Raw genomic sequence first — 21,189 nt, forward strand, 5'->3', positions numbered from 1 at the left:
TGAGGGTGCATGCACTGAGGGCCTTCAATCTGTCATGGCCCCCCGCCCGCACCGCATCGACGACGGCACGCCCATGACCAGCTCATTCTCACCGCGAAGTCAGGGGAGCGGAGCAGGCGGCGCGGGGATGGTGTCCAGCCGGGGAGTCTGCTCCGGCCAAATCAGTTCGACGGTACATGGCGCGTGATCGATGATGAACCGGGCGGCTCGTCCGAGACTGCGGGGACCTAACCGGCTTCGATCACCATCGCGAGCCATCACAAGCCACTCGGCCTCGTCGGCCGCCCGGGGGATCGCCTGCTCGGCGTGCCCCACTACGACTCTCGTGGCGGCCTCGGTTCCGAGTCTCAAGGAGGCTTTTCTCAGTAGATCCTCGGCTCCCACCTCGGCCATTCGCCACGAATCATCGGTGGACCAGTGCCTCCCCCGGCCCATCAACGCGCGATTCATTCCAGGAGGCATGACCTCGGTACCATCCGCTGCAGCGATGAGCGTGATCTCGTCGCCGTCGTGATGATCAAGGAGCGCGTCGACGACCGCGGGCCAAGTTCCCGGTGCGATCCAGGCTGTGACTCTCATCAGCTCAATCCCATGAGTTTGGCTGCCGCCCACAATGCCACAGTGCACAGCACCAGGCAGGCCGGGACCGTGATGAGACCCAGCTTGGTGAACTCCGAGGTCTCGGAACGGTGGTCGTGAGCAGCGATGATGCGGCGCCACAACAAGGTGGCCAGCGAACCGACGTAGGTGAGGTTCGGTCCGACATTGACTCCGATGAGCACTGCCAGCACCACCGTCGGGCCGGACGAGGCCACCAGGGGCAACATCACCAAGACGGCCGGAAGATTGTTGACAAGGTTGGCCAGAACGGCCGCGATGACGGTGATGAGGATCAGGCTGCCCAGGCCCCGACCGTCCGGAATGATCCGGCGCATCGCTGAGGCGACGCCGTTGTCGACGACAGCGGCCACGATGACGCTCAGGCTCATCACGAACAACAGGAACCACGCATTGGCCGCGCCCCCGAGGTCTTTGAGCTCCTGGACCCGAGGCTGCCGACCCGACACGCCGATGAGCATCCGCTTCGCGGTGATCACTCCCACGCCCCCCAGAGCCGCCCAGAAGGGTTCGACACCCAGCATCGACACCACGACGAATCCCGCCAGGGTCAGGGCCAGCACCACCAGGGAGAAGACCGGCACGACCAGCTTCTCGTCGTCGACATTGTCGGGTCCTGAGGAGACAGACAGGTCCGTGGCGAAATAGCGGCGGTGGACGACGTACTCCACCACGATCGCGGTGAGCCACGGGCCGACCATCAGCGCCGCGAAACGGGGAAAAGTGAGACCCACGGCCGTCAGAGCGAGCAGATTGGTGAGGTTGGAGACCGGCAGCAGCAGCGAGGCCGAGTTCGCCAGATGAGCGGTGCCATAGATGAAGGGCTTCGGACGTGCCCCGACCCTCGAAGCGGTCGTGAAGATCACCGGGGTCAGAAGAACGATGGTGGCGTCCAGACTGAGCAGTGCCGTGGTCACTGACGCCGCGACAAAGACCAGCCCCAGCAACCGCACGGGGCTGCCACGAGAGCTCCGGGCCATCAGCTGCCCGGCCAGATCGAACATTCCCTCGGCCTGGCACAGGTGAGCCAGCATGAGGACACCAGCCAGGAACAGAACAGTCGGAAGCATCTGCTCGACTTTCGACCACGCCTGCGACCAGCCGATGGCCCCCAGCAGACACAGCACCACAGCACCAGGAACCGCGGGCACTGCCTCAGGCAGCTCCCTGGGCCGGACGATCGCGAAAACCAGCACGATCGCCAAAATGACGCCCGCGCTCGCCTCTGCGACCCAAGAACTCAGTACCGCCCCACTGTAGTCGATCAGCCACTGCCCGCGTGTGATCCTAGAGAATCCTGAGTTGTGCCACGTCACGCTCGGAATGTGCGAATCGACATATCCATCAGATTGACCACGAGCCTGTTCGCGGCGATGAATGTCGAAGACGGCACGGTGATCTCATCCACGCACCGCCGCGACCGGGCGGTGGAGTTCAAGAAGTTCCTGGCCAAGATCGACCAGACCGTCCCGGAGCACCTCGAGATGCACGTGATCTGCGACAACGACGGCACCCGCAAGTCGCCATCGGTCACGGCATGGATCGAGAAGCATCCACGGTTCCACATGCACTTCACGCCGACGTAGCCGTCCTGGATCAACCAGGTCGAGCGACTATTCGCCGAGGTCACCCGTGACCTGCTCCAACGCTCAGATCACCCATCCGTGCAAGCCCTGGAGAAGGACCTCCGCACCTGGCTGAAGGCCTGGAACGAGAACCCGAAACCGTTCATCTGGACCAAGACCGCCGACCAGATCCTCGAATCCCTCGGACGACTATTGCAACGAATCAACGGCGCAGAGCACTAGGTTTCCCTTTCCCGACACCACTCACACGGGCAGCGCTAGGATCGCGATCCTCATCGCCACTGTGATTGTCGCGAGGCTCGCCGCCGTGACGCTGCGGTGGGGCGTGCGCAAGGGCCGCACCTCGGACACGACCGGTGACGAGGTTTCCGATGGCCGTATCGACCTCTGTGATCAGTCGGCGGGAATCGCGGCGCGGGACGAGGAAGCAGGTTGCGAGACAATCGATCCCGTGCGAACTTTCTTCATCACACGTCTTCATCGGCTGGCGTCGTCGCGCAGATGGCGCGTGGCACGCAACGGTATCCTCGCAGGAATCACCGGCGGCGCTGCCGCGAGCCTCTACCGCTTCTGCATCGAGGAGGCCACCAGGGCGGCGTTGAGTGGGTACTCCTTCCTGGGACGCCACTGGTGGGCGTTGCTCGCCTGGCTGGTAGCGGCGGTCATCGTGTCACTGACGGTGTGGCTGTTGCTGCTGCGGGAGCCGCAGGCGACCGGATCGGGAATCCCCCAGGTCAAGGGCTACCTGATCGCCCGGATGGGGATGCGTCCCACACCGGTCGTGGTGACACGCTTCCTGGGCGGGGTGGGTGGAGCGCTCTTCGGCCTGTCGCTGGGCCGGGAGGGTCCCTCGATCCATATTGGGGCTGCCATTGCCAAACTGCTGGCGCGCCCACTACGAGCCACCAGCGAGGAACAGGATCACCTTGTGACCAGCGGCGCCTCGGCGGGTCTGGCAGCAGCCTTCAACGCACCGGTGTCCGGCATCCTGTTCGGCATCGAAGGTCTTCACCGCAGCTTCTCTCCGCTGGTTATCGCGTCGGCCTCGACCGGCGCGCTGGCGGCGAGCGCGGTATCGACTCTGGTCTTCGGCCCGCACCCGATCCTCCAGTTCGGCGTGGTGAGCTCACTTGGCCTGTCGCAACTGTGGATGGTGATGCCTCTAGGGGTTCTCGCGGGGCTCGTGGGTGCTCTGGTCAATCGGATCCTGTTGGCCTCCCAGGGCCTGGCCCGTCTGCCGGGGCCCGCTGGAATTCTGACGGCGATGGTGGGCGCCCTGTTTGCGGGATGCATGCTTCCTCAGGTCCTCGGGGGCGGAGAACCACTGATCGGGTGGGCGGAACAGACCGCCACCGGTATCGGCCTAGTCGTCCTGATGTTGTGCGCAAAGACGGCGTTCACCGCCATCAGCTTCGGATCAGGGATCCCTGGCGGCATCTTCATGCCGATCCTCGCGATTGGAACCCTGACCGGCACGGGATACGCCCTGGTCCTCCAGGCCTGGGGCGCCCCCCGGGGTGACCAGGCGATCCTGGCGGTGTGCGGGATGGCCGGTCTGCTCGCTGCGAGCGTACGGACCCCGTTGACCTCGATCCTGTTGACCGCCGAGATGAGCGGCAGCCTCTCTCATCTACTGCCGGTCGCCGTGGTCGTCATCCTGGCGGTCTTCACCGCCGATGCCCTGGGAGTGCCACCGATCTACGACGCTCTGCTCGACCGGATGCTCGCATCGGAGGAGCTCTGAACGGTCGCCGTGGCCCGTCTGGGTGACCCTGGCGTTCTGGGGCCAGCCCAGCGGGCTCCATACTCGCCGGCCGGAGGGGCCACCGCTGCCGATCTGGTGGAGAAGTCCCCGGACTCGCAGGACCGCAGGGTCGTCCGGCTGGTGGCCACGGACAGGGCCCTGTCGGGACGCCGGATCCTCGATGGCATGTGGATCGCGATCTACAAGGGGGCTGCATCGGCCTTGGACGTGGACGAGCGCGCCACCTTGCGGGCCATCCTCCCGCTGCTGAAGAAGATGGCAGACGTCATGGCCGAGGACGAGTTCTGATATTCAGTGAGGATCCTCCGGACCATAGGCACAGCGCAGAGACGCCGATGGCCGGGCCGGGAGCCATGACGGCTGCCCGGTGCCCGGACTCGATCTGCGACCGGATACGAGCCAAGACCTCGTGTCAGGCGGCGTCGAGCATGCCGTGTTCGAGGAGCAGGCTTTCGAGGGTGTCCTGGGTCATGGGCTTGGGGATGACGAACATGTCATTGCTCTCGATGGCCTGGGCCAACTGGCGGTACTCCCCGGCCTGGTGGCACTCTGGATCCCAGTCGATCACCGTCTTCTTCTTGATCTCAGCACGCTGCACATCATTGTCACGAGGAACCAGGTGAACCATCTTGGTACCCAACTCCGCCGCGAAATGCTCGATCAGCTCCCGCTCCTTGTCCACATTGCGGGAATTGCAGATGATCCCGCCCAGACGCACCGTGCCGGTCTGCGCGAACTTCTTGATGCCCTTGCAAATATTGTTCGCCGCATACATCGCCATCATCTCCCCCGACGCCACGATGTAGATCTCCTCAGCCTTACCCTCACGGATCGGCATCGCGAACCCGCCGCACACCACATCGCCCAGAACGTCGTAGAACACATAATCCAGGTCCTCGTCATAGGCACCCAGACGCTCCAGCAGATTGATCGAGGTGATGATGCCACGACCCGCGCAACCCACACCAGGCTCGGGACCGCCAGACTCCACACACAGGCTCGACTTGAACCCAGGGGCCCGCACGTCCTCCAACTCGACGTCCTCACCCTCGGTCCGCAACGTGTCCAGCACCGAACGCTGCGCCAGACCACCCAACAACAGACGCGTCGAATCAGCCTTCGGATCACACCCGACGACCATCACCTTGCGACCCATCTCCGTCAGAGCCGCAACAGTATGCCGCAACAGTATTCTGAGTGGTCGTCGACTTCCCGATCCCACCCTTGCCGTAAATAGCAACCTTACGCATTAGACAACCTTCCGAAAATGTGGACTGCAAGTGCCGCGGTGAGCTTAGAACGCCCCAGTCTGACCCATGTCGACGAGAGATTCTGCTGAGACGTGCTCACCTCCGGTAAAAGTAGGCTATGTGGCACGCATCTGAGGAGACTTTCGCCCCTTGGACGGGCCTCGGCCCACGGCACGAATTGGGCCAGCACGGACCGGCAGGGGGGTGACGTAGTCGATGCCCGCCCGGTTCACCCGGACGGGCATCTCGCGAACCACGTGCGCGGCTCCTGATGACTACAGTGCGAGGACGGGCTGTGGGTCCCCCGCATCCCTGTTGTGGGATCGCTGTGAGAGCTCGCTGGTCGCCATGGCGGCGACCACGATGGAATTCTGAGTTGGAGCGCATGCACGGCAGAAGTGCAGTCCGTCCGGGTGGGGGCGACGCGTGACGCTGGGCGAACACATCTCCCCGGGCCGCCGTGCCACCGCACCACCTCGAGGACGCGTCCCAGGGCCGCTGGTTCGCTCCAAAATGACTGTTCTGCACTGATATTCTGCGGTGTGGCTGAGTGCCGGACAGAGTTGTCCGCCGGACCCAGAACCAGATCGCTCAGACCGCATCACGAAATCGCCCAGATCTTCCGGAGGACCACATGACAGCATCTGGAACCGCCACTGATGTGACCGGCCGTGCCGAATCCGCCACGGGGGAAGACGGCTGGTGGCGCGATGCGGTGATCTATCAGATCTATCCACGTTCCTTTGCCGACTCCGATGGCGACGGCATGGGTGACCTCAACGGAATCCGCGAGCACCTGGACCACATCGAGTCCCTGGGCGTCGATGCAGTCTGGTTGAGCCCCTTCTACCCCTCGCCGCAGGCCGACGCCGGCTATGACGTGGCCGACTACCGTGACGTCAATCCGACATTCGGCACTCTGGCCGACTTCGATGCGCTGCTCGCGCAGGCGCATGATCTCGGTCTGCGCGTCGTCATCGACCTGGTGCCCAACCACACCTCCAGCGAGCACGCCTGGTTCAAGGCGGCGGTGACCTCCCTACCGGGCAGCCCGGAGCGCGCCCGTTACATCTTCCGCGACGGCAAGGGCGCCGAGGGCGAGCTGCCGCCCAACAATTGGGGTTCGGTCTTCGGTGGCACGGCGTGGACGCGTGTCGAGGACGGCACCGAGCGCCCGCAGTGGTATCTGCATCTGTTCGACACCCGCCAGCCCGACCTGAATTGGGAGAATCCCGAAGTCATCGCCGAGTTCAAGGATGTCCTGCGCTTCTGGCTGAGCCGTGGCGTGGACGGCTTCCGCATCGATGTGGCGCACGGCCTGATCAAGGAGAAGGGCCTCCCGGACAACTTGCAGGACACCTCGCAGGACGCCACACCCACCGGGCCGATGTGGAACCAGCCCGGTGTGCACGAGATCTACCGCGGCTGGCACCGGGTGCTGCGTGAGTTCGGGAACGACCCGATGCTGGTCGCCGAGGCGTGGGTCTCCGATCCGTCAGCGCTGGCCTTCTATGTGCGCAGCGACGAGATGCAGCAGGCCTTCAACTTCAACTTCCTGCTGGCCGGCTGGGATGCCTCCGAGATGCGCCGGCAGATCGATCAGACGCGTGCCGCCAATGCCGTGGTGGGAGCAACGACCACCTGGGTGCTGTCAAACCACGACGTGGTGCGTCATGCCACCCGGCTGGCCATGACCGACCGGAACGCCTGGCGGCACGGGATCGGCCCTGAGGACCCGCAGCCTGATGCCGCGCTGGGTCTGGACCGGGCCCGCGCCGCGACGATGTTCATCCTGGCGCTTCCGGGCGGGGCGTACATCTACCAGGGTGAGGAGCTCGGCCTTCCCGAGCACACCACTCTGCCGTCAGATGTGCGCCAGGACCCCACCTTCCGGCGTACCGGCGGCAAGGTGATCGGGCGCGACGGCTGCCGTGTGCCACTGCCCTGGGATTCCACCCGTCCCGGCCTGGGCTTCGGCCCTGATGAGAACACCTGGTTGCCTCAGCCCGATTCCTTCGCCGGACTCGCGGCGGATCGCCAGAATGGTGTGCCCGGTTCAACGCTGGAGCTCTACCGGGCTGCCATCGCCATCCGCCGGGAACGTGCGCTGGGTGATGGGGACATCGCCTGGAACCCGAGTCCTGACGGCGTTCTGGACTTCACCAACGGCACCACACGGATCGTGCTCAATGCGTCGGCCGATCCCTTTCCACTCGAGGCGGTCGAGACGGTGCTGGCCAGCAGCGACGACGCGGTGCGCGACGGGGAACTGCTGCCCAACCACGCGGTGTGGCTGGACGTGGACTGACACGCTGCATGACCGGCACTCGCCCTCCGGGCATGCCCATGTCGGAGGCCCGAGACGCGGGCGCCGTGGGCGTGGGCGAAATGCCATGGCTCGGGGATCGCGGCCATGACCCACGGCGGCCCAGGAGTGCGCCGGCCCCAGGAGTGCGCCGGCATAGCCTGGAGCCATGGCTGACCTCGCCGGGCTGCCCAGCACCAGACAGCTCAGTACCAGACTGCTCAGCAAGGGTGTCGCGGTGTTGGACGGCGCAATGGCCACCCAACTCGAAGCTCGGGGTGTGGACACCACGAGTGTGCTGTGGTCAGCGGTCGCCCTTGAGGACAACCTCGACGCGATTCGGGCGGTGCATGAGAGCTATTTCGCCGCCGGGGCCCAGGTGGCCACCACGAACAGCTATCAGGCGACGGTGCCCGGTTTCGTTGCCGCAGGACTGACCGAGGACCAGGCACGCTGGGCGATCACCCGATCAGCAACGCTGGCACGTCAAGCTCGCGCGGACTGGATGCTCACGCACCCTGGCAGCGACCTGCTGGTGGCCGGCAGCATTGGGCCCTACGGGGCTTATCTCGCCGATGGCTCGGAATACCGCGGCGACTACACCCTGAGCCGTGAGCATTATGCCGATTTCCATCGACCGCGATTGCAGGCGCTGGCCGAGGGTGGTGTTGACCTGTTCGCCGTGGAGACCCAGCCGAAGCTCGACGAGGCGCGCGCCGTGATCGACCTGGTGACTGCCGAATTCCCCGGTACACCCGCCTGGGTGAGCTTCCAACTGCGCGATGCCTGCACTCTTGCCGACGGCACACCTCTGGCGGAGGCCGCGAAGTGGGCCGATGACCAGTCCACCGTGGTGGCGGTGGGCATCAACTGCGTGCCGCCGCAGATGGTGGAGGATGCGCTGGGCGTGCTCGCCGCACACACCCGGTCGCCGCTGCTGTGCTATCCCAATTCCGGGGATGTCCACGATCCCGCCACCGGCACCTGGCGGCCCCCGGCAGAACCCGAACCGATTGCCGACCACGTGTCACGCTGGATCGCCGCTGGTGCCCAGCTGATCGGAGGCTGCTGCCGCACCTCCCCGCATGACATCGCCGAGATTGCCCGTCAGGTTCGGCTACGAGAATCCCCCCGCTGAGTCAGTCCTGAAGATCGCACCACCTCGGCGGCCACATTGGTCCTTGGGTGTGCACGGGTGCATCGATGTCAGACGAAACATCGGGTGGCAACCAGTGTCCACCGTCCTGGGATCACTGATGCCGATGCGATTTCCGCTGCCAGGCAATCGGTGGAATCGACTCAAGTCGACCGATCGGGCGGTGAACCGTACCGGATTGGGGAAGACCTTCGGCGCGAGTAGTTCAGTCCCGGTCTTCGGTGGCAGGCTGAGCCGATTGAACGGTCGGTGAACTTGACTGGATGACGAGCGGCTGGCGCACCCCGGCGGCATGGGCCTCCTGGGGTTCGATCATGGTGATCCCGCCGATGGCGATCGCTGCGGCTGCGCCGATGGCGGTGATCATGCGACGCCACGACATGGGCTGGCGTCCCGTCCCTGTGTTCTCGTTGACGTTCATGTAATTCACCGTGCGAGGCAACGCTGTGCATTCTCAATGAGCCTGCTGTGCGTGCTGGATGGACCCGAGGGCGGCCTCTCGGATGACCGGGGCTGACACACCGGGGTGGAACACTGGGTGCCGATGTCAGACGCAGACAAGACCATGCCGCCACCAAGGGGCGATCTGAGCACAGTTCGCCCCGGAGCAGACGAGAACCATCTCCGGCCGATGCTGCGGCGCGCCGCCTGGACCTCGCTCGACGGCAGCGCCGGTTTCGCCTTCGACGATGCCGACAAGGGGCTGGCCGAACACTGGTGGGACGATCCGGCGCGATTCCCACGCACCATCCGGCTGCCTTTCCCACCGGAGTCCCGAGCCTCAGGAATCGGCGACACCGCCGAGCATCCCGTCGTCTGGTACCACATCGAACTCACACCCCAGGCGTTGAGAACAGCAGGGTACAAGGCGGGACGCCGGCTGCTGCTGCACTTCGGCGGCGTCGATCATGAGGCGACCGTATGGGTGGACGGCGTGCAGGTGGCCCATCATGAAGGCGGTCAGACGGCGTTCTGCGCCGACATCACCGATGCATTGACCACCGCCGGTCAGGAGAGGAGGCAAGAATCGGGACACAGGATCGTGGTGCGTGCCACCGACGATCCCCATGACCGATCCCAACCCCGCGGCAAGCAGACCTGGGCAGCCGAACCGGCCAGGATCTGGTACGGGCGCAGCACGGGAATCTGGCGTCCGGTCTGGATGGAATCGGTGCCCCAGGTCCATCTCGCGCGCCTGTCGTGGCAGGCATCCCCCTCAGCGGCGAGGGTGCAGGCATCCCTGGAATTCGCCCGCCCTCCACAGGCCCCGGTTCCGGTGCACATCCGCCTGACACTCCACGGAGAACAGATCGCCGAGGCCGACTCGCAGATCACCTCGCGCATGGGCGTCGTCGACATCGCACTGCCACCTGGCCGGGACCTGTCCTGGTCGCCGTCCCGCCCCTGGCTTCTGGACGCCACCATCAGCGCCGGTGAGGACGAGGTGACCAGTTATCTGGGCGTCCGCGATGTCGAGGTGCAAGGACGGCAGCTGTGCATCAATGGCGAGCCCGTCTTCCTGCGTCAAGTGCTGGAGCAGTGCTACTGGCCTGAAAGTCTCTACACCGCACCCGGCGGCGCGGCGTTGAAGGCCGAGGCGGAGCTGGTGGCCGAGCTAGGTTTCAACGGAATGCGCATCCACCAGCAGACCCCAGACCCACGCCTGCTGTACTGGGCGGACCGGCTCGGGCTGCTCGTCTTCGCAGAGATCGGCGCCGCACATGAATTCACCGAACGAGCCACCCGGCGCCTGCAGCGCGAGTGGAGCGAATCGGTGCGGGCGAATCTGAGCCACCCCTGCATCATCTGCTGGGTACCGGTGAACGAATCCTGGGGATTCCCCGATCTGGCCAGCGATCCTCTGCAATCCGATTTCATCTCCGGTCTGGCGGGGTTGACCAGAGTCCTGGATCCCACCCGTCCGGTGCTCTCCAATGACGGTTGGGAGCACACCGATTCCGATCTGGTGACCATTCACGACTACTCGCCCCGGCCACGCCGGCTCATCAGGCACCTGCACCCGGCCGCCATGACCGCGCTGTTGGAGGGGACCTTGCGAGGCGAGGCCGGCCGATTCATCGTCATCGGCGAGCACCAGCGCAGTGATCTGCCGGTGCTGCTCGACGAGTTCGGCGGGATCCGTTTCGAGTCCGCGCGGCGCACCCGGAGTGGCTGGGGTTATTCGACGGCTCGTACCCGCCGCAGTTTTCAGCGCAAACTGAGATCCCTGGTCGACACCGCGAACAGCTCTGGCGCTCTCGCCGGGTGGTGCTGGACGCAACTCACCGATGTGCGTCAGGAGACCAACGGCTTGTGCGACGAATCGCGTCACCCGAAGTTGCAGGCTGAGATTCTGCGCTCGATCTTCGGGCACCGCTGAGGCGCAGCCAGTTATCTTCTTGACCCATGCGTCCATGGGGCCTTCGCGCCCAGTACGTCTCACGGTGAGCGCCGCCAACGTGGAATCGCGAATCCCGGAAGGCACCGGAATGGCGCCAGTGATGTCGGCGGGTTTCTCCGGGTGAGACGACTGTGCTGTCACCGATGATGGTGTCACAGTCGATGCCTGAATGGCGGAAGGCAAACCGGGAGTGTGGAGACCGACCGGGGTGTGGAGACCAGGAATATGGAGATGACGAGCTGACATGGCCACGGTGGTCATCACCGAGAAGAACTTCACCGAGATCGTCGAGCACAACAGCATCGTCCTCATCGATTTCTGGGCCGGCTGGTGCTCCCCCTGCATGACCTTCAGACCTGTCTTCGACCAGGCCAGCGAGAAGCACCCCGACATCGTCTTCGCGACCCTCAACGTCCAGGACCACCAGGTGATGGCGACTGCCGCCGGCATCACATCGGTTCCGGCACTCATGGTGGTCAAGGACCAGAAGGCGGTGTTCACCCAGGCGGGTGCCCTGCCACCGCACGCCCTGGAAGACCTCATTGCAAGGGTGAGACTTCTGGACGTGGACGCGCCGGCCCCTCGCTGCGGGGACGCCTAGATTCGCTCCCCGAGAGCATTTCACGACGGTCTTTCGCCCCCCCGGTCAGCCTGTCGGCATGTCACTTTGAGAAGCTGCCGGGTAGTCTCCGCAGAAGACATTGCGCAGGCACATAATGGGTTGTTCCGCGCCACCGCACTAGGATCGGACGGTGCCGGGGTGAATTGGAGGGTCACGTGGGCCTGTTCGACCAAGTGGAGAAGAAGCTCGAGAGCGCCGTCAACGGCGCCTTCGCGCGTGCCTTCAAGGGCGATGTGCAGCCCGTTGAGATCGCTGCGCGGTTGCAACGCGAGCTCGATTCCGAGGCAAAGCTGCTGACCCGCGACAAGCGGCTCGTGCCCAATGATTTCCAAGTGCGCCTGTCACAGCACGACTACGAGCACCTTGCGCCCTACTCGCGCACCCTCAATGCTGAAATCGTGCCCGACCTGCGCGACCACGCCACCGAACGTCATTACGTCTTCGACGGTCCGATTCACATCGAGTACGTCCTCGACGAGCACATGAGCACCGGCCGATTCGAGGTGGTCAGCACCTCTGTGGCGACGGTTGCCGAGGCCGGAGGACCGGCCTCGAGCACCACCATTCGGCGCGCGCCCCTGGTGCTGGAGGTCAACGGAGTGCGCCATCCCTTGATGCCACCCGGATTCATCATCGGCCGTGGTACCGAGGCGGACCTGCGGATCAACGATCCTGGTGTCTCCCGCAAGCACGCCCGGATGAATGTCACCGAGGACGAGTACGGCAATCTCAACATCTCCATCGACGACTTGGGATCCACCAACGGCATCGTCGTGAACGGCCAGCGCGTGACCCACACCACGATCGAGGACGGTTCCCGCATTGAGATGGGTTCGACCAGGATGCTCGTCCATTCGCCCGTCGGGACCTGACATGAGCGCCGTCCTTCTCGCCGCCCTCAAGGTGGCCTATCTGCTACTGATGTGGCTGTTCATCCTTTTCGTCGCATTCACCATCCGCAATGACCTGTTCGGACGCCGAGTGACCGCCGACGATCTGATGAGCTCCCCGGACCTGGACCTGTTCGAGGCGCCCGAACCCCGCCGTCACACCTCCGATCTGAACAGGCTGGTGGTCATTGCGGGCAACCGCGAGGGCACCCAGGTTCCCCTCACCGGCGTGGTGAGTATCGGCCGTGCCGCAGATTCGGTCCTCGACATCGATGACGACTATGCCTCCAGCAGACACGCCAAGATGTGGCTGGACGATTCGGGCCAATGGGTGATCACCGACCTCCAGTCGACCAACGGCACCTATGTCAACGGCGTGAAGATCGACGAGCCGACTCCGGTCGGTGCCGATGATGTCATCAGGATCGGGCGTTCCCAGCTGAAGCTGGAGCGCTGACTGTGCCGAAGTACGCACTGATCGAGGAGCCTGAGGAGCCGGAATCCGGTAAGTCCGCTGCGCCCGATGCCGCCATCTTCGACGATCCCGCCGAGCCCCGCGAGCGCGAAGAACCCGCCAGAGGTGGACGAGCCAGCAGACCCGGCGAATCCGTCGCGGACGACGCGACGGACAGCGGAAAACCGGAGGATGGTCGCGGCTTCAGTCTGGTGAGTTGCGCGCATTCCGAGATCGGCCCAGTGCGCAAGAACAACCAGGACTCCGCCTACATCTCCCCCACGATGATCGTCGTCGCCGACGGTATGGGGGGCGCGGCGGCAGGCGACGTGGCAAGCACGGTGGCCATCCACGAGTTGCGGCGGGCGGACGGCCACTACACCGGCGAACACATGCTGGAGGCCATGGCTGGGGCCATGACAAAGGCCAACGATTCCATCGCCGACCTCATCACCGCCGATCCCCGCCTTGACGGCATGGGCACCACTGTCTCCGGGGCGATGTTCAGCGGTTCCCAGCTTGGCCTGGTCCACATCGGCGACTCCCGGGGATATCTGCTGCGCGCCGGCGAGCTCACGCGTCTGACCCACGACCATTCATGGGTGCAATCCCTGGTCGATGCCGGGAAGATCACCGAGGCCGAGGCCGCCGTCCATCCGCATCGTTCGCTGCTGCTCAAGGTGCTCAACGGCCAGCCCGTCCACGAGCCCGACTATTCGCTGGTGGATCTGGAGCAGGGCGACCGTCTGCTGTTCTGCTCCGACGGGCTCTGCGGACTGGTGGATGACAAGCTGATCAGCCGTCTGCTGGGTGATCCGGATGCCGAGCAGGCGAAACAAGCACTCGTCGATGCCGCCTATGCCTCCGGCGGCTACGACAACATCACGGTGATCATCGCCGATGTGGTCGACCAGGATCCAGCATTGGACGCGAGGTCTCCTCTCACCCTGGGTGCCGCTGCGACGGTCGAGATACCCAGGGTGTCGTCGGAGCCCGCCACCATGGGCGGCGCCGAATCCGGTGCGGGTGCCATCGGTGCCAGGTCATCAGTAGGCGCAGCGGCGAATGGGCCCGTGCCGGCACCAGCCGCACTGGATGTCACCGCGGCCCCGCCCGATGGCCTCATCGACCCCGATGCGCATGAGGAGATCCGTTACTCCCCCACCATCAACCGCAGACCCCACCGATGGCCCGTGGTCGTGGGCATCCTCCTCGCACTCGCCCTGATCGCCGGTGGAGTGTTCGGCGCCAGGATGTACATGCAGGGACGGTATTATCTGGCGCCCGACCAGGACCAGGTGAGTATCTGGCAGGGGCTTCCCGACACCATCGCCGGTAAGCCGCTGAGCCACCTGGTGGAGCAGCGGACCACCAAGGTCGGCGATCTGCCGGTCTACTACGCCGACCAGGTACGCGCCTCCTCAATCACCGCCGACTCGCTGGAGCAGGCCCGGTCCCAGGCCGACTACCTCGACCGCCTCGCTCGGGGATGCATCCAGGCACGCGCCGAGCGTTCTGCCTCACCGCAGCCGTCCGCATCCCAGCCGGCGCCCTCCACCACCCTCACACCCAGCGGCGCGATGAGCACCAGCACAGCGCTCACATCAGCTCCCTCCAGCATCCCCATCAGCGGCACGGTCAATCCCCAGGACTGCGCATGAGTGCCCCCGAAGAGCCGATGATCGTCTATCGGAGACGCCGCAACACCGAGCTGGCCCTGATCGTCGTGGCTGCCCTGTTCGGGGTGGGCGGTTTCGGCATCACCATGGTGAACATGCACGGCGGGTTGCCGTCCAATCTCCTGACGGTCGCCGGGGGCTGGCTGGCGCTGTGCTTGATCGCCCATATCGTGGTGCGCATCCGGATCCCCTGGGCCGATCCGGTGATCCTGCCCTGCGCACTCGCGCTCAACGGCCTCGGCCTGGCCATGATCTTCCGGCTCGACCAGGATCCACCGTCGTCTCATCTGGCCTTCGGCCAGCTGATCTGGACCGCCCTCGGCGTGGCGCTGTTCGTCGCCGTGCTCATCTGGATGCACGACTACCGCTCGCTGCAGCGTTTCCCCTATGTGCTCTTCCTGGCCGGTCTCATCCTGCTGCTGCTACCTCTGGTTCCGGGCCTGTCCTCGGGCGCCAATGCCGCCAACGGCTCCCAGATCTGGGTCAACATCTTCGGTTTCAGTTTCCAACCCTCCGAGATTGCCAAGATCGCGCTCACCCTGGCCTTCGCGTCCTATCTTGCCGACCATCGAGACCTGCTCCAGGGCGCAGGACGCACGATTCTGGGCGCCCGCATGTCGCGCGGTCGTGACCTGCTGCCGATCCTGGTGATGTGGGTCGCCTGCGTGGCCGTCATCGTCTTCGAGAACGACCTCGGCACCGCGCTGCTGTTCTTCGGGCTGTTCGTGATGATGCTCTACGTGGCCACCGATCAGGTGCGCTGGGTGGCCATCGGGGTCGTGCTGTTCGTGGGTGCCGGCCTGCTGGCCTACAAACTGGTCGACCACGTGCGGGTGCGTTTCGACGCGTGGCTGCATCCCTTCAACGACGTGGGTCAGAACGGCCAGATCATCTCGGCCCAGTACGGCATCGCCTGGGGCGGCCTGTTCGGGCGCGGCTGGGGACTCGGCCGCCCCTCGCTGGTGCCTCTGGCCCAGAGCGACTTCATCGCCTCGTCCATCGCCGAGGAACTCGGTCTCACCGGGCTCATGGCGGTGATCATCATCTACGCCTACATCGTGGCGCGCGGCCTTCGGGCGGCGCTGACCACCCGCGACGACTTCGGCAAGCTGCTCGCCTGCGGGCTGAGCTTCACCTTCGCCCTGCAGGTGTTCGCCATCATCGGCGGCGTCACCCGGCTGCTTCCGCTGACCGGCCTGACCACACCCTTCCTGTCCCAGGGCGGCAGCTCTCTGGTGGCCAACTGGGTGATCGTGGCGATCATCATGCAGATATCCCACTCCGGCAGGCGTCCCCTCGCGCCATCCTCGCAGTCCTCGCCCATCGTCGACGAGGCCCCGACGACGATCCCCGGGAGGGTGGCGTGAACAAGGCAATCCGGCGGGTCTCCATCGTGGCGGCGCTGATGATCCTCGCGCTGCTGGTGAACTCGACCCTGAACTACACCTTCCGCACCCAGAGTCTCCTCGATGAGCCCGACAACCGCCGTGTGGCGGACTCCCAGTTCAACTCGCCGCGCGGACCGATCCTGGCCGGCAATACGGCCATCGCGGAGAGCGTCCCGGTGCAGGGCAACAGATTCTCCCTGCAAAGGCAATATCCCCAGGGTGCTCTGTATGCCCCCGTCACGGGCTACTTCTCCTACATATACGGCAGCTCCGGCTTGGAACGCTCCCGCAATCAGGCGCTGTCGGGCAATGATGACTCGCAATTCCTCACCAGACTGATCAACGGGCTCAGCGGCAAGCAGACCGAGGGTGCCACGGTTCAGACCACCATCAACCAGAAGGCGCAGCAGGCCGCCTGGTCCGCGCTGGGGGGACGCACCGGGGCAGCCATCGCGATCGACTACACCACTGGGGCCATCCTGGCGTGGACCAGCACGCCGAGCTACGACCCCTCGCAGCTGTCCAGTACCGATCTGGCGGCCACCCAGCAGGCGTGGAACACCCTCACCTCAGACCCTGCTCAGCCGATGCTCGACCGTGCCACCCAGAACATCTATCCGCCAGGCTCCACCTTCAAGCTCATCACTGCCGCCGCGGCTCTGGAGAACGGCATGACCCCTGACACCCTCGTCGATTCGCCGGTGACCCTGCCGCTTCCTGACTCGACCAGGAGCCTTCCCAATGCGGTCAACTGCGGCGGGGACCGCATCACCATCGACCATGCGCTGACCGTCTCGTGCAACACCGCCTTCGCCAATGTCGGCATGACCCTGGGCGCCGACAAGCTGCGGGCCATGGCGCAGAAGTTCGGCTTCGACTCCTCGCTGGGCGGCGACGCGAACCCGGTGCAGAGCACTTTCCCCGACAATCCCACCAAGGCCGAACTCGCGATGAGTTCGATCGGGCAGTTCGAAGTGGCCGCCACCCCCCTCCAGATGGCAGTGGTCTCGGCGGCCATCGCCAACAATGGGGCGCTCATGGAGCCCTATGTGGTCTCCCAGGTGCGTGATCAGAATCTCAGCGTGCTGCAGAGCCACAGCCCTGTCGTGCACGCCAATCCGATCTCCTCCGACACCGCCGGATCGCTGCAGAAGATGATGGTGGACGTCGTACAGTCCGGCACCGGCACCTCGGCACAGATCACCGGTGACACCGTCGGCGGCAAGACCGGCACCGCCGAGAATCTGCCCGGAGCCAGTGACTACTCGTGGTTCTCCGGCTTCGACAAGCAAAGTCACGTCGCTGTGTGCGTCTTCCTCGCCAATCCGAACGAGCCCGGCGATGGCACAGCACACGGCAATGCCACCCCTGCCGCCCGAACCATCCTGGAGGCTCTGCGATGAGCGCTGAGGGAACCGTCCTGGGCGGTCGCTACGAACTCCAGGAGATCATCGGCCGCGGAGGCATGGCCGAAGTGTGGCGTGCCCGCGATCTGCGACTGGACCGCGATGTGGCTGTCAAGCGGCTGCGCGTGGACCTCGCCAATGACCCCACCTTCCTCGCCCGCTTCGAGCGGGAGGCCCAGTCGGCCGCCGGGCTGAACCATCCCAATATCGTGTCCGTCTACGACACCGGCAGCCAGGAAGATCCCACATCGGGGATCGTGCTGCCCTACATCGTCATGGAGCTGGTCGGTGGCCGCACCCTGCGCGACATGCTGCGCGAGGGTCGCACCATCCTTCCCGAGCGTGCCCTGGCATACACCGAGGGCGTGCTCGATGCACTCACCTATTCGCACGGGCACGGCATCATCCACCGCGACATCAAACCCGCCAATGTGATGATCACGCCGAGCGGGCAGGTCAAGGTGATGGACTTCGGCATCGCCCGAGCTGTGGCCGACACCTCGGCAACGATGACCCAGACCGCGGCAGTCATCGGCACCGCCCAATATTTGTCGCCCGAGCAGGCCAGGGGCGAAACAGTGGACGCCCGCTCCGACATCTACTCGACAGGATGCCTGCTCTACGAACTGCTCACCGGGCGTCCGCCCTTCCAGGGCGATTCACCGGTCGCAGTGGCGTACCAGCATGTGAGGGAGCAGGCCGTGCCGCCCTCTCAGCTCGATCCGGAGTTGTCCCCCGCAATGGATGCGGTGACGATGAAGGCTCTCGCGAAAAAGCCTGCGGATCGTTACCAGGATTCCCGCGAAATGCGCGACGACATCGCCAGGCTGCTTGCCGGTGAGCAGGTGACCGCCAAGGTCCCCGCTGTCGTGGCAGTGGACCAGGCAGCCGAGCCGCCGTCCCAGCGCACCGCCGAGGCGCCCGCCCAGGAGACGGCATCCCATGCCCGCACCAGGCGCCGGCGGATCTCCGCTCCCACCCTCATCTTGCTGATCCTGCTGCTGATCCTGCTCACCGTGATGGGCATCGCCGGTTTCCGGCTGAACGAGTCCGCCAAGGAGCCGAAGACCACCACCGTCCCCGCAGTGGTCGGTTTCACCCAGGACCAGGCCGTATCCACCTTGAAGAACGCCAATCTGAACCCGCAGGTCTCCCAGGCCAATGGCCCGCTGGACACCAAGGGCCGGGTGGTGGGTTCCTCCCCCGATGCCGACGTCACGGTTCAGGTGGGTTCCACCGTTGCGATCACGGTCAACCAGGGCCCGGCTGCCGGCACCATCCCCGATGTGCGGGGCAAGTCCGAGGATGACGCTCGCGCGCTGCTGAAGGATGCGGGCTTCACGATCGTCACCACCAAGGACGCCGGCGAGAGTCAGGAGAAGGTCACCGACGCCGCGGGCACCATCGTCGCCGTCGATCCTGCCCAGGGCTCCACCGTCGACCCCTCCACCCAGATCACCCTCTACCGGGCCACCGGGCGGTCGCGAGTTCCCGATGTGTCGAGTCAGGGTTACTACCAGGATCGGGCTGAATCCGTGCTGGCGGCAGCGGGCTTCACCCAGGTCGCCGTGGTTCCGATGCCCACCAACAATGTGGCCCACGGCGTGGTGCTCAGCCAGGTGCCGCAGGCCGGGCAGCTCTATCTGCGTTCTGAGACGGTGACCCTCACCGTGGCGGTCGCACCATCCTCCTCGCCGGTGCCGACCCAGACCGTCACGACCACCGCCACCCCCACTCCCAGCACTCCCAGCACTCCCAGCCCGACCAGCAGTCCCTCCAGGACGCCCTCCACAAGTAATTCCAGCTGAGGCCCCATGCCAGCTCTAGGACATTTCCAGTCTCAAGACATGCCAGCCTCAGGACATAGCATCGCCATCCATGCCAAAGCGGGAGAATGACCAGGTGAGCAGTAACGACGAGGTTCCCGGGGAGACCGGGCGGAACGATCCCGACGCCACCATGCACGAGATCGCCGACAAGACCTTGGCCATGCCCGGGCAAGCGGCCCGCAAAGAGCCGGACAACAAGCCTGCCAGTGATCAGCCGGACGCACAGTCCGCCGGCGAAGGACCGGGACCAGCCGGCGAAGAGCCGGTGGCGGTGCTGAACAACGGCCGTTACCAGCTCGTCGAACGAGTGGGTGCCGGTTCGATCGGGCAGGTCTGGCGCGCCTTCGACACCACCCTGCAACGTGTCGTGGCGATCAAGACCGTGAACCTCGCCACCAGCGCCGACCCGACCACCGAGGCAAGGTTCCGCCGCGAGGCCGTTGCCACCGCCGGCCTGGAACATCCCAATGTGGTCCAGATCTACGACTCCGGCGTCGACGGGCACACCGCCTTCCTGGTGATGGAATATCTGCGCGGACCGAATCTGCAGGGACTGGTCAACCGCGAGGGCCCGGTGCCCTTCGAGCAGGCAGTGCCATTGCTCGCCCAAGTGGCGGCCGGGCTCGGCGCGGCGCACGCCATCGGGGTGACGCACCGCGATGTGAAGCCGGCCAATGTCGTACTGGAGACAGACAGCCTGCAGGCCACACCCAAGCTCGTCGACTTCGGCATCGCACGCCTCAACGACCAGCAGGCCACCGCATTGACAAGCACCATGACCGCCATCGGTTCGGCCGCCTACATGTCCCCGGAGCAGGCCTCCGGGGAGAGGGTGAGCCCGGCATCTGACATATACTCTTTCGGCTGCCTCATGACGACGGTGCTCACCGGGCATCCGCCCTTCCCCGGCGAGTCGCCGATCGCAGTGGCCCGCGCGCAGGTCTACGACCAGCCCACACCACTTCGTGAACTCCGCTCAGACTGCCCGGCGGCACTGGAGGCTCTCGTCACTGCGCTGCTGGCCAAGGATCCCTCGGCCCGGCCCACCGCCACCCAGGCTGAAACGGCCCTGCGCGCCATCGAAACCGATCCCGATGCCCCCTCGACCGTGTCCGTGCCGGTTCCACCGCCGGACACCGACGACCAGGCCACCCGTGTGATGTCTCCCGCATCGACAGCCGCGCAGACTCCGGCCACGCCCGCCCAGCAGTCCGCAACCGGTTCCCTCGTGCCGGCGGAACTGGCCGGCAGTGATGCCGAGCAGGCGGGTGATACCGGTGATTTCCCGGCCAAGCCGAAGACCTCGGCACGCCGCAACCGGATCATCGTGGCGGTGGTCGTGCTCCTGGTGCTCACCATTGCTGTCTGGCTGGCGTGGAGCCAGGGACGTAGGGAGGTCCATCCTGCGCAGTCCAGCACCGTAACGATGACGGAAACGCATTCGGCCACGGCCTCCCAGACCTCGGCCGCCGCACCGGCCATCACCGAGACCAATACGTACACGAGCAGCGCGCCTACGACTGCCACGAGCACCGCCGCGAGCGCTGGGCCCTCGACGACCAGCGCAGCGGAAAACACCACCGATGAAAACAGCGCCGAGTCGACCAGCATTGCCACACAGGAGCCTGCCATGACCACATCTGCTGCGCCGCAGACTTCCCAGGCGCCCCAGTCGCAGCAGGCGGCGTCCCCGGTGGACTCCCACCAGACCACCTCCACAGAGACACACACCTCGCCGGGGACCATGGCCACTGCGTCGCAGGACACCGCTGCGTCCAGCGGCCCCAACGCCTGAGGCAGTCCGCGCCGGTCAGCACCTCTTCGGAGTGGGAGTGCGATT

At 65.4% G+C, this 21,189-nt stretch carries 18 protein-coding genes and 1 pseudogene; 15 read left to right on the forward strand and 4 right to left on the reverse strand.

The window, feature by feature from the left end; genetic code table 11:
* Positions 1-99: 99 nt before the first annotated feature.
* Together ABF648_RS00190 and ABF648_RS00195 are read right to left on the reverse strand one after the other, a co-directional pair.
* Positions 100-579, reverse strand: coding sequence for a universal stress protein (locus tag ABF648_RS00190; protein ID WP_415630273.1), 480 nt, complete (start codon positions 577-579; stop codon positions 100-102).
* Positions 579-1,934 (reverse strand): arsenic transporter, encoded by a 1,356-nt coding sequence (locus ABF648_RS00195; RefSeq protein WP_415630274.1) that lies wholly within the window; start codon positions 1,932-1,934, stop codon positions 579-581. Before ABF648_RS00195 ends, ABF648_RS00190 begins: the two co-directional genes overlap by 1 nt.
* A gap of 9 nt (positions 1,935-1,943) precedes the next feature.
* Here ABF648_RS00195 and ABF648_RS00200 point away from each other — a divergent pair, with 9 nt between their 5' ends.
* From ABF648_RS00200 to ABF648_RS00215, 4 genes are all read left to right on the forward strand, one after another.
* The gene (locus tag ABF648_RS00200) at positions 1,944-2,204 is read left to right on the forward strand and encodes a transposase (RefSeq protein WP_415630275.1); all 261 of its coding nucleotides are present in this window, start codon (positions 1,944-1,946) and stop codon (positions 2,202-2,204) included.
* Between the two features lie 78 nt (positions 2,205-2,282).
* Positions 2,283-2,426 (forward strand): hypothetical protein, encoded by a 144-nt coding sequence (locus ABF648_RS00205; protein WP_415630276.1) that lies wholly within the window; start codon positions 2,283-2,285, stop codon positions 2,424-2,426.
* A gap of 85 nt (positions 2,427-2,511) precedes the next feature.
* Positions 2,512-3,948 (forward strand): ClC family H(+)/Cl(-) exchange transporter, encoded by a 1,437-nt coding sequence (locus ABF648_RS00210; protein ID WP_415630277.1) that lies wholly within the window; start codon positions 2,512-2,514, stop codon positions 3,946-3,948.
* 9 nt (positions 3,949-3,957) lie between these two features.
* Complete coding sequence (locus ABF648_RS00215; RefSeq protein ID WP_415630278.1) at positions 3,958-4,257, forward strand: hypothetical protein; 300 nt, start codon at positions 3,958-3,960, stop codon at positions 4,255-4,257.
* Between the two features lie 124 nt (positions 4,258-4,381).
* On the opposite strand, the pseudogene nifH reads toward ABF648_RS00215, so the two are convergent.
* A pseudogene (gene nifH, locus ABF648_RS00220) lies at positions 4,382-5,219 on the reverse strand (nitrogenase iron protein).
* 634 nt (positions 5,220-5,853) lie between these two features.
* Here nifH and ABF648_RS00225 point away from each other — a divergent pair.
* Together ABF648_RS00225 and mmuM are read left to right on the forward strand one after the other, a co-directional pair.
* Positions 5,854-7,527, forward strand: coding sequence for a glycoside hydrolase family 13 protein (locus ABF648_RS00225; RefSeq protein WP_415630279.1), 1,674 nt, complete (start codon positions 5,854-5,856; stop codon positions 7,525-7,527).
* 166 nt (positions 7,528-7,693) lie between these two features.
* Positions 7,694-8,662 carry a homocysteine S-methyltransferase gene (gene mmuM / locus ABF648_RS00230; RefSeq protein WP_415630280.1) on the forward strand — a complete coding sequence of 323 codons (969 nt, stop codon included), beginning with the start codon at positions 7,694-7,696 and terminating at the stop codon, positions 8,660-8,662.
* A gap of 223 nt (positions 8,663-8,885) precedes the next feature.
* Here mmuM and ABF648_RS00235 read toward each other — a convergent pair whose 3' ends face one another.
* Positions 8,886-9,110 carry a hypothetical protein gene (locus tag ABF648_RS00235; protein WP_415630281.1) on the reverse strand — a complete coding sequence of 75 codons (225 nt, stop codon included), beginning with the start codon at positions 9,108-9,110 and terminating at the stop codon, positions 8,886-8,888.
* Positions 9,111-9,224: 114 nt separating this feature from the next.
* On the opposite strand from ABF648_RS00235, the gene ABF648_RS00240 reads away from it, so the two are divergent.
* From ABF648_RS00240 to ABF648_RS00280, 9 genes are all read left to right on the forward strand, one after another.
* Complete coding sequence (locus tag ABF648_RS00240; RefSeq protein ID WP_415630282.1) at positions 9,225-11,060, forward strand: glycoside hydrolase family 2 protein; 1,836 nt, start codon at positions 9,225-9,227, stop codon at positions 11,058-11,060.
* Between the two features lie 265 nt (positions 11,061-11,325).
* A complete protein-coding gene (locus ABF648_RS00245; protein ID WP_415630283.1) occupies positions 11,326-11,682 on the forward strand; it encodes a thioredoxin family protein in 357 nt (118 codons plus the stop codon).
* Between the two features lie 176 nt (positions 11,683-11,858).
* Positions 11,859-12,575: an FhaA domain-containing protein gene (locus ABF648_RS00250; RefSeq protein ID WP_415630284.1), complete on the forward strand. Its 717-nt coding sequence runs from the start codon at positions 11,859-11,861 to the stop codon at positions 12,573-12,575.
* Position 12,576: 1 nt separating this feature from the next.
* Positions 12,577-13,050 carry an FHA domain-containing protein gene (locus tag ABF648_RS00255; protein ID WP_415630285.1) on the forward strand — a complete coding sequence of 158 codons (474 nt, stop codon included), beginning with the start codon at positions 12,577-12,579 and terminating at the stop codon, positions 13,048-13,050.
* Positions 13,051-13,052: 2 nt separating this feature from the next.
* Entirely contained in the window at positions 13,053-14,708 is a 1,656-nt protein-coding gene (locus ABF648_RS00260; protein ID WP_415630286.1) for a PP2C family protein-serine/threonine phosphatase, read from the forward strand.
* A complete protein-coding gene (locus ABF648_RS00265) occupies positions 14,705-16,093 on the forward strand; it encodes an FtsW/RodA/SpoVE family cell cycle protein (RefSeq protein ID WP_415630287.1) in 1,389 nt (462 codons plus the stop codon). The genes ABF648_RS00260 and ABF648_RS00265 overlap by 4 nt, the downstream gene beginning before the upstream one ends.
* Positions 16,090-17,517 carry a peptidoglycan D,D-transpeptidase FtsI family protein gene (locus ABF648_RS00270; RefSeq protein WP_415630288.1) on the forward strand — a complete coding sequence of 476 codons (1,428 nt, stop codon included), beginning with the start codon at positions 16,090-16,092 and terminating at the stop codon, positions 17,515-17,517. The genes ABF648_RS00265 and ABF648_RS00270 overlap by 4 nt, the downstream gene beginning before the upstream one ends.
* Positions 17,514-19,328 (forward strand): Stk1 family PASTA domain-containing Ser/Thr kinase, encoded by a 1,815-nt coding sequence (gene pknB / locus ABF648_RS00275; RefSeq protein WP_415630289.1) that lies wholly within the window; start codon positions 17,514-17,516, stop codon positions 19,326-19,328. The genes ABF648_RS00270 and pknB overlap by 4 nt, the downstream gene beginning before the upstream one ends.
* Before the next feature lie 94 nt (positions 19,329-19,422).
* Positions 19,423-21,144, forward strand: a complete 1,722-nt coding sequence (locus tag ABF648_RS00280; RefSeq protein WP_415630290.1) for a protein kinase domain-containing protein — start codon at positions 19,423-19,425, stop codon at positions 21,142-21,144.
* The last annotated feature ends 45 nt before the right edge of the window (positions 21,145-21,189 follow it).

Source organism: Propionibacterium sp., assembly GCF_047719395.1.
Lineage (GTDB): Bacteria > Actinomycetota > Actinomycetes > Propionibacteriales > Propionibacteriaceae > Propionibacterium.

Excerpts from the sequence above, each read along its gene's own strand:
- ABF648_RS00190 (WP_415630273.1), bottom strand. The coding sequence starts at position 579 with ATGAGAGTCACAGCCTGGATCGCACCGGGAACTTGGCCCGCGGTCGTC.
- ABF648_RS00225 (WP_415630279.1), top strand. The coding sequence starts at position 5,854 with ATGACAGCATCTGGAACCGCCACTGATGTGACCGGCCGTGCCGAATCC.
- mmuM (WP_415630280.1), top strand. The coding sequence starts at position 7,694 with ATGGCTGACCTCGCCGGGCTGCCCAGCACCAGACAGCTCAGTACCAGA.
- ABF648_RS00240 (WP_415630282.1), top strand. The coding sequence starts at position 9,225 with ATGTCAGACGCAGACAAGACCATGCCGCCACCAAGGGGCGATCTGAGC.
- ABF648_RS00245 (WP_415630283.1), top strand. The coding sequence starts at position 11,326 with ATGGCCACGGTGGTCATCACCGAGAAGAACTTCACCGAGATCGTCGAG.
- ABF648_RS00255 (WP_415630285.1), top strand. The coding sequence starts at position 12,577 with ATGAGCGCCGTCCTTCTCGCCGCCCTCAAGGTGGCCTATCTGCTACTG.
- ABF648_RS00265 (WP_415630287.1), top strand. The coding sequence starts at position 14,705 with ATGAGTGCCCCCGAAGAGCCGATGATCGTCTATCGGAGACGCCGCAAC.
- pknB (WP_415630289.1), top strand. The coding sequence starts at position 17,514 with ATGAGCGCTGAGGGAACCGTCCTGGGCGGTCGCTACGAACTCCAGGAG.